Raw genomic sequence first — 6,966 nt, 5'->3', positions numbered from 1 at the left:
CCCCCGAAGAGGCCTTACCGCTCGACTTGCATGTGTTAAGCACGCCGCCAGCGTTCGTCCTGAGCCAGGATCAAACTCTCCGTTGAAATCTATATGTCAACCACAGCAAGCTGTGGATAACAGACAAACGAAAAACGATCCATTGCAATCAGAAACAAATCAAACTGACTTGAATCCAGAAAAATTACAAAGGAATCCAACACGAATCCACGACGACACCAGACCATCCAAACCTCGAAGAGGCCAAGACAGACCTGCTACCACCGAGACCCGTGAAGGGGGTTAATGCTAAATTTCGGCATTGACTTTCGGCACGCTGTTGAGTTCTCAAGAATCGGGCGCACACCGCGTCCGCGACCTTTCGGCCTGGACTCCGGGGCAACCTGCGCTACCTTACCGGACCAGATCCACCGGGTCAAGCCCGACTTTTTCCGATCCACTACCCGCGTCGGCGCTACCGCCCCGAGTCAAGAAGACGCGGTTCGGCTCAGCTAGCCTTGGGGGGTTCGGAGCGACCGGCCGCTTCCGCGTCCCGCACTCGCTCCAACAAGAAGAACATTACGTGGCTTCCCGGTAGCCGGTCAAATCCATATCCGGTGGGTCGAATCACACGGCTGTAATTTGCCCTCGGCATCCACTCTGTGGGATGGCGCCCGGAGCCACCGGCGACTCGTCAGCTCCCCGCGGTCGAGGCCAGAACCCCTCCAAATGAACGCTTCCCGCGTCGCAGTACGAGCGCGCCACCCGGCAGGAGGTCGTCGGCGCCTGGTACGTACTCCGCGTCGCTGACCTTCACGTTGTTCAGGTATCCCCCGCCCTCGGCGACAGTGCGCCGCGCGGCGGACTTGCTGGCCACCAGGCCGGCCTTCACCAACAGGTCGCCGTACGTCGGCATCGGCTCACCTGCTGCAAGCTCCACGTGCGGCGCCTCTCGCAGCGCAGCTACCAGCGTCTCCGCGTTCAGCGCAGCCAGTTCGCCTTGCCCGAAGAGGGCCTTCGACGCCTCCTGGACCCGGCGGGTCTCCTCCTCGCCATGCACGAGAGTCGTGACGTCCTCAGCGAGCACACGCTGGGCCTCGCGCGCATACGGTCGCTCGGCGGTCGCCTCTTCCAGCGCGGCGATCTCCTCCGCAGTACGGAAGGTGTAGAAGCGCACCAGCTGCATCACGTCGCGGTCGTCGGTGTTGAACCAGAACTGGTAGAACGCGTACGGCGAAGTCAGCTCACGGTCGAGCCAGATAGTCCCCGACTCGGTCTTGCCGAACTTGGTCCCGTCGGCCTTGGTCACCAGCGGAGTGGCCAGCGCGTGCACCTTGCCGCCGTCCGCCCGCCGGATCAGCTCGACGCCGGCCGTCAGGTTGCCCCACTGGTCGCTTCCCCCGGTCTGCAGCGTGCAGCCATGTCGCCGGTAGAGCTCGAGGTAGTCCAGCGACTGCAGCAGCACGTAGCTGAACTCGGTGTAGCTGATCCCCTGCTCCAGCCGGGCCTTCACCACCTCGCGTCCGAGCATCCGGTTCACCGGGAAGTGCTTGCCGATGTCGCGGAGGAAGTCGAGGGTGTTGAGGTCCTTGGTCCACTCGTAGTTGTTCACGATCCGCGCCGGGTTCGGCAGCGTCTGGTCGAAGTCGACGAACCGCTCCACCTGACCGCGCACCCGCTCCACCCACTGCTGGACGACGTCCTTGGGGTTCAGCACCCGCTCGGAGGACTCCTTGGGGTCACCGATCAGGCCGGTGGCGCCACCGACCAGGCCGATCGTGTTGTGACCGGCCAGCTGCAGGCGCCGGAGGGTGAGCAGCTGGAGCAGGTTGCCCATGTGCAGACTCGGCGCGGTCGGGTCGAAGCCCACATAGGAGGTGATCGGCCCCGCGGCCATGGCGGCGCGCAGTACGTCGGGATCGGTCGAATGCGCGATCAGGCCGCGGCTGTCCAGGTCGTCGAGCACCTGCGTGCGGCTTGCGGTCCCGCTGTCGGTCACTTGGTCTCCTTGTGCGTCGTGTTCGACAACAAGGGTGCCAGCAACGATTACGTGGCTTCCGGGCGGGACAGGACTGCGCGTAGCTGAGCGACCAGGGCGTGGCCGTCGGGGCCGTGGACTGTGGCGGCGGTGGGGCGGTGCGGGTCGTGGGCGCCCGGGTCCGGGTTCGGCACCGGGAGACCGTGCGACAGCACCTGCTCGGCAGGGGTCAGCTGGCGGATGCCGATAGCGCGGACGTGATCCGGGTGGGTCTGCGCGAAGTCGCCGTACAGCTGCGGGTCGTGCTGCCCGTCGTCGCCGACCAGGACCCAGCGGACCTGGGGGAACTCGGCTGCGAGCCGTCGCAGAGCCGTGCGCTTGTGCTCGCGCCCACTGCGGAACCAGCCCGTGTTGGTGGGCCCCCAGTCGGTCATCAGCATCGGACCGGCCGGGAAGCCGTGCCGCGCGAGGAACCGGGTCAAGGTCGGAGCCGTGTTCCACGCACCGGTCGACAGGTAGAAGATCGGCGCACCGGGATGGTCCGACAGCAGTTCGCGGTACATCTCGGCCATGCCTGGTACCACGCGTCGCGCCTGCTCGTCGCGGACGAAGGTGTTCCACGCGGCGATCATGGGACGCGGCAGCATCGTCAGCATCACCGTGTCGTCGATGTCGCTGACCAGTCCGAAGGTGGCGTCCGGGTCCGGTACGACGATCTGCGCCCGCGCCTGCCGCTCGCCGTGCACGCCGAGGCTGATCTCGTGGGTGCCCGGTGGCAGGACGACCGGGACGGACAGGTCGATGAATCCGCCGCGGTCGGTGGTCGCCTCGAAGCTCTGGCCGTCCACCGTGACCGCCACCTGTACTCCGGTCGCCGGCGCGGTGACGAACACCTTCCAGCCGCGGACCACCTGGTCCTCGTCGTAGCGGGGCTGGTTGCGCGGATCGCGGCTGAGCACGACGCGGGCCAGCACCCGGACGTACTCGTGGTTGCCGTAGCCGACATGCGGGATGATCCGCTCCCGCCAGCCGCGACGGCGCAGGATCGCCTGCACGCCTGCGTTGAACCAGTCCTCCAGGCGGGAGGAGTAGTGCTGTCGGGCCATGCCCGAAACCTACCCGTCCGAAGGTCCCGTACGCCTGTTCACCAGACTGTCGGCGGCGACCTTTACGGTCTCGATATGACACTGACCTCCGCTGCCATCGGGATGTGCTTCCCGCGGACCTATCCCGCCGCCCTGGTGAAGGACGTCGCCAGGCGTCTGGATGCGGGTGGCGCCGACGAACTGTGGGTGATCGAGGACTGCTTCTACACCGCCGGCCCGTCGCTGGTGTCGGCCGCGCTGAGCGTGACCGAACGGCTGACCGTCGGCCTCGGCATCGTGCCCGCGGTGGTGCGGACGGCCGCTGTCACCGCGATGGAGTTCGCGACGCTGGACGCGCTCGCGCCGGGCCGGTTCCTGCCCGGCATCGGCCACGGCGTCCAGGACTGGATGGGCCAGATGGGCGTGCGGCCGAAGTCGCCGCTGACCGCCCTCGAGGAGGTCACCGTCGCCGTCGACCGGCTGCTCGCGGGTGAGGAGGTGACCGTCGACGGCCAGTACGTGCACCTCGACAAGGTGAAGCTCGACGCTCCCCCGGCCACCGCGCCGCCGATCCTGCTCGGGGTGCGCGGGCCGAAGTCGATGGCGTTGGCGGGCCGGGTCGCCGGAGGTGTCGTGCTCGCCGAGCCGGCCAGCCCGTCGTACGTACGGGCCGCTGTCGAGCAGGCCGGGTCGCCGGAAGGCTTCGTTGTCGCCGTCTTCTCGGCGTTCTGCGTGCGCTCCGACCGCAAGACGGCGTACGAGTGGACCGCGCCCTGGCTGGCCGGGTTGATCGGCGAGAAGAACCCGGGGCTGGCCACACTGCCGTTCTACGACGAACTGCTCAAGCGGTTCGACGAGCAGGGTGTGCCCGGGCTGGTCACGATGCCGGTCGACTGGTGGACCGAGATCGGCCCGATCGGCACCCTCGACGACGCGGCGGCTCACCTGGACGCGTTGAACGCGGCCGGAGTTCATCACGTCGGGCTCTTCCCGGATCCCGAGGTCGAGCACGGTCTCCCCCAGCTCGACTTCGTGCTGGAGCTGGCCAACCGCTAACGACGTTTCGGCACATGCGGCTTGTACGGCGAGACGCTCGGCTCCCCCGGGATCCAGAACCGCCACGGCCGGTCGGCGGCTTCGCGAAGTCCCACACGCGGGCCGGTCGCTGGGGTGCCGGTGAAGGGTGTGCCGGGTAGGAGCTGGACCGGAGAGTCTCGGGACAGCAGGTCGACACCGTTGGCGTCGCGAGTGATCCCCAACGCGACGCAAAGCCGAGCCGGTCCACGAGCCAGATCCCGGTCCGCGATCCGCCGAAGTCCAGCACCCGCCGGAGCGGCCGGCTCCGCCGACGCCGACGCCGGCACGGCCGAGGTCGCCGCGGAGGCCGAGGTCGCCGCGGAGGCCGAGGTCGCCGCGGAGGCCGAGGCGGTCGCCGACGCGGTGGGTGGGGCGGCGCCGCGGCGGGCTCTGGCGAGGTCGAGGCCTTCGGTGACCTCGCCGGCTCGCAGGAGGACTGCGGACGGCTGTCCGTCCGGGCCGGCGCTGATGTTCATGCAGAAGTGCATGCCGTAGGTGAAGTAGACGTAGAGAAAGCCGGGCGGGCCGAACATCACCGCGTTGCGGGCGGTCTGACCCCGGTACGCATGCGAACCAGGGTCGTTGGGCCCGTCGTACGCCTCGACCTCGGTGATCCGGACCGCGACGGTGCCCTCGTCGGTGGTCCGGCGCAACACCGCCCCCAGCAAGGCCGGCGCCACTTCGAGAACCGGGCGCGCCAGCGACGTACGGCGTACAGGCATGCCCGGAACTCTAAGGCAGGCGGTCGCGGACAGCGCCCGGTGTCCCGGCTCAGAGTGACCAAAGACCCTGGTCGTCCGGTCGGTGGGCAGTGAGGATCGAGCTGGCTGGGGTCATTCGACCCCGAGCGAACTCACGGGGGACCATCCGCATGGCATCGCCACCGCAACCGCCGCAGCTTTTCCAGCCACCGATCCATCCGCAGCAAGGACCGCCGAAGAAGAAGCACACCGGCCGCACGGTGCTGCTCGTGATCGGGTCCGTCTTCGCCGTACTCATCGCCATCGCCATCGCCTCAGGCGGCGGGGACACCACCAAGCCCGGTGCCGGCAGCAACAATCCGGCGACCGCACCCGCAGCCACGAAGGCCGTCGAACCGAAGGCGCCCGCGACGAAGGTCGCCTGCGCCGACCAGGATGCGCCCTGTGTGGTGACGGTCGGTTCGGCGTTCGCGCTCGGCAAGCATCAGGTGCTGGCGGGCTGGACGATCAAGGACTCCGGCATCGGTCTGACGATCGTCGGCAAGGCCAAGAACATCAGCGACGACGCCTCCACGATGTTCGTCACCGTCAAGTTCCTGCGCGGTGACGAGGTGATGGCGAACGTCATGTGCAACACCGGTGAATTACTCGCCGGTCAGATCGAGACGATGAACTGCCTCCCCGAGGGCACCTACACGACGAACTTCGACAAGGTGACCGCCGAGGCCGCGTTCTAGCCGAGGTGCTTGGCGTGGTCGGCGGCGCGGGCGCGGAGTTCGGCGAGTTGTTCGGCGACCCGGTCCCCCGCCGTACCGCCGCGACCGTTGCGGGAGGCAATCGATCCTTCGACGCTCAGCACGGTCCGCACCTCGGGGGTCAGCTCCGGGGAGATCGCGGCGAGGTCGTCGTCGGACAGGTCCCACAGCTCGATCCCGCGCTTCTCGCATTCCTGCACGCACGCACCGGCGACTTCGTGAGCGATCCGGAACGGCACCTTCTGCTTCACCAGCCACTCGGCGATGTCGGTCGCCAGCGAGAACCCCTGCGGCGCCAGTTCCTCCAGCCGCTCCACGTTGAAACGCAAGGTCCGGATCATCCCGGTGAACGCGGGCAACAGCACCTCGAGCGTGTCCACGGAGTCGAAGACCGGTTCCTTGTCCTCCTGCAGGTCCCGGTTGTACGCCAGCGGCTGCGCCTTCAGTGTCGCGAGCAGCCCGGTGACGTTGCCGATCAGCCGGCCGGACTTGCCGCGGGCCAGTTCGGCGATGTCCGGGTTCTTCTTCTGCGGCATGATGCTCGACCCGGTCGAGTACGCGTCGTCCAGCTGGACGAACCCGAACTCCTTGGTCGCCCAGATGATCACCTCTTCGGCCTGCCGGGACAGGTCGACGCCGATCTGCGCGGTGACGAAGGCGAACTCGGCCACGAAGTCGCGGGCCGCGGTCCCGTCGATCGAGTTCGCCGACGAGCCGGTGAAGCCGAGCTCGGTGGCTACGAAGACCGGGTCCAGCCCGAGCGACGAGCCGGCCAGCGCACCGGCCCCGTACGGCGAATCGGCGGCGACCCGGTTGTCCCAGTCCCGCAACCGGTCGAGGTCGCGGACCAGCGGCCACGCGTGGGCGAGCAGGTGATGCGAGAGCAGCACCGGCTGGGCGTGCTGAAGGTGGGTCCGGCCGGGCATCGCGACGCCGAGGTGCTGTTCGGCCTGGTCGGCGAGGGTGGTGATCTGATCGAGGACGAGCCGGGCGATGATCCGGCCGTGGTCGCGCAGGAACACCTTGAACAGGGTGGCGATCTGGTCGTTGCGGGACCGCCCGGCCCTGAGCCGGCCGCCGAGCTCGGCGCCCAGACGATCGAGTAGACCGCGTTCGAGCGCGGTGTGCACGTCTTCGTCGTTCTCGGCGGCCACGAAGGCACCGGACAGGACGTCCGCCAGCAGTTCGTCGAGCCCGGTCAGCATCTTGGCGAGGTCGTCGTCGGTGAGCAGCCCGGCTCTGTGCAGCACCTTGGCGTGAGCCTTGGAGCCGGCGATGTCGTACGGCGCGAGCCGCCAGTCGAAGTGGGTCGACTTGCTCAGCGCTGCCAAGGCGTCCGCGGGACCACCGGCGAACCGGCCACCCCAGAGTGCGGCGGAATTCATGGAGGT

6 protein-coding genes and 1 rRNA gene are annotated in these 6,966 nt (G+C 68.1%); 2 read left to right on the top strand and 5 right to left on the bottom strand.

From position 1 onward, the window contains the following. The 3 genes from EV138_RS27475 to EV138_RS27465 all read right to left on the bottom strand — a co-directional run. Positions 1–86: ribosomal RNA gene (locus EV138_RS27475) — 16S ribosomal RNA — on the bottom strand; the annotation flags it as partial. A 587-nt stretch (positions 87–673) separates the two neighbouring features. Continuing rightward, positions 674–1,978, bottom strand: coding sequence for a tyrosine--tRNA ligase (gene tyrS / locus EV138_RS27470; RefSeq protein ID WP_133981617.1), 1,305 nt, complete (start codon positions 1,976–1,978; stop codon positions 674–676). Positions 1,979–2,025: 47 nt separating this feature from the next. Then, complete coding sequence (locus tag EV138_RS27465) at positions 2,026–3,063, bottom strand: App1 family protein phosphatidate phosphatase (RefSeq protein WP_133981616.1); 1,038 nt, start codon at positions 3,061–3,063, stop codon at positions 2,026–2,028. A gap of 75 nt (positions 3,064–3,138) precedes the next feature. Here EV138_RS27465 and EV138_RS27460 point away from each other — a divergent pair, with 75 nt between their 5' ends. Next, entirely contained in the window at positions 3,139–4,098 is a 960-nt protein-coding gene (locus EV138_RS27460; RefSeq protein ID WP_238158383.1) for an LLM class flavin-dependent oxidoreductase, read from the top strand. Here the strand turns inward: EV138_RS27460 and EV138_RS27455 are convergent. After that, the gene (locus tag EV138_RS27455; RefSeq protein ID WP_133981615.1) at positions 4,095–4,841 is read right to left on the bottom strand and encodes a DNA-3-methyladenine glycosylase; all 747 of its coding nucleotides are present in this window, start codon (positions 4,839–4,841) and stop codon (positions 4,095–4,097) included. The two genes, EV138_RS27460 and EV138_RS27455, sit on opposite strands and share 4 nt — an antisense overlap. Positions 4,842–4,990: 149 nt before the next feature. Here EV138_RS27455 and EV138_RS27450 point away from each other — a divergent pair, with 149 nt between their 5' ends. Next, complete coding sequence (locus EV138_RS27450; protein ID WP_133981614.1) at positions 4,991–5,557, top strand: hypothetical protein; 567 nt, start codon at positions 4,991–4,993, stop codon at positions 5,555–5,557. Here the strand turns inward: EV138_RS27450 and argH are convergent. Then, positions 5,554–6,960 (bottom strand): argininosuccinate lyase, encoded by a 1,407-nt coding sequence (gene argH, locus EV138_RS27445; RefSeq protein ID WP_133981613.1) that lies wholly within the window; start codon positions 6,958–6,960, stop codon positions 5,554–5,556. The two genes, EV138_RS27450 and argH, sit on opposite strands and share 4 nt — an antisense overlap. Positions 6,961–6,966 lie beyond the last annotated feature (6 nt).

The organism is Kribbella voronezhensis (assembly GCF_004365175.1).
In the GTDB taxonomy this organism is placed as follows: Bacteria; Actinomycetota; Actinomycetes; order Propionibacteriales; family Kribbellaceae; genus Kribbella; species Kribbella voronezhensis.
Note: the sequence above shows the minus strand (reverse complement) of the source record. Positions and strands in the feature narration are given on the sequence as shown.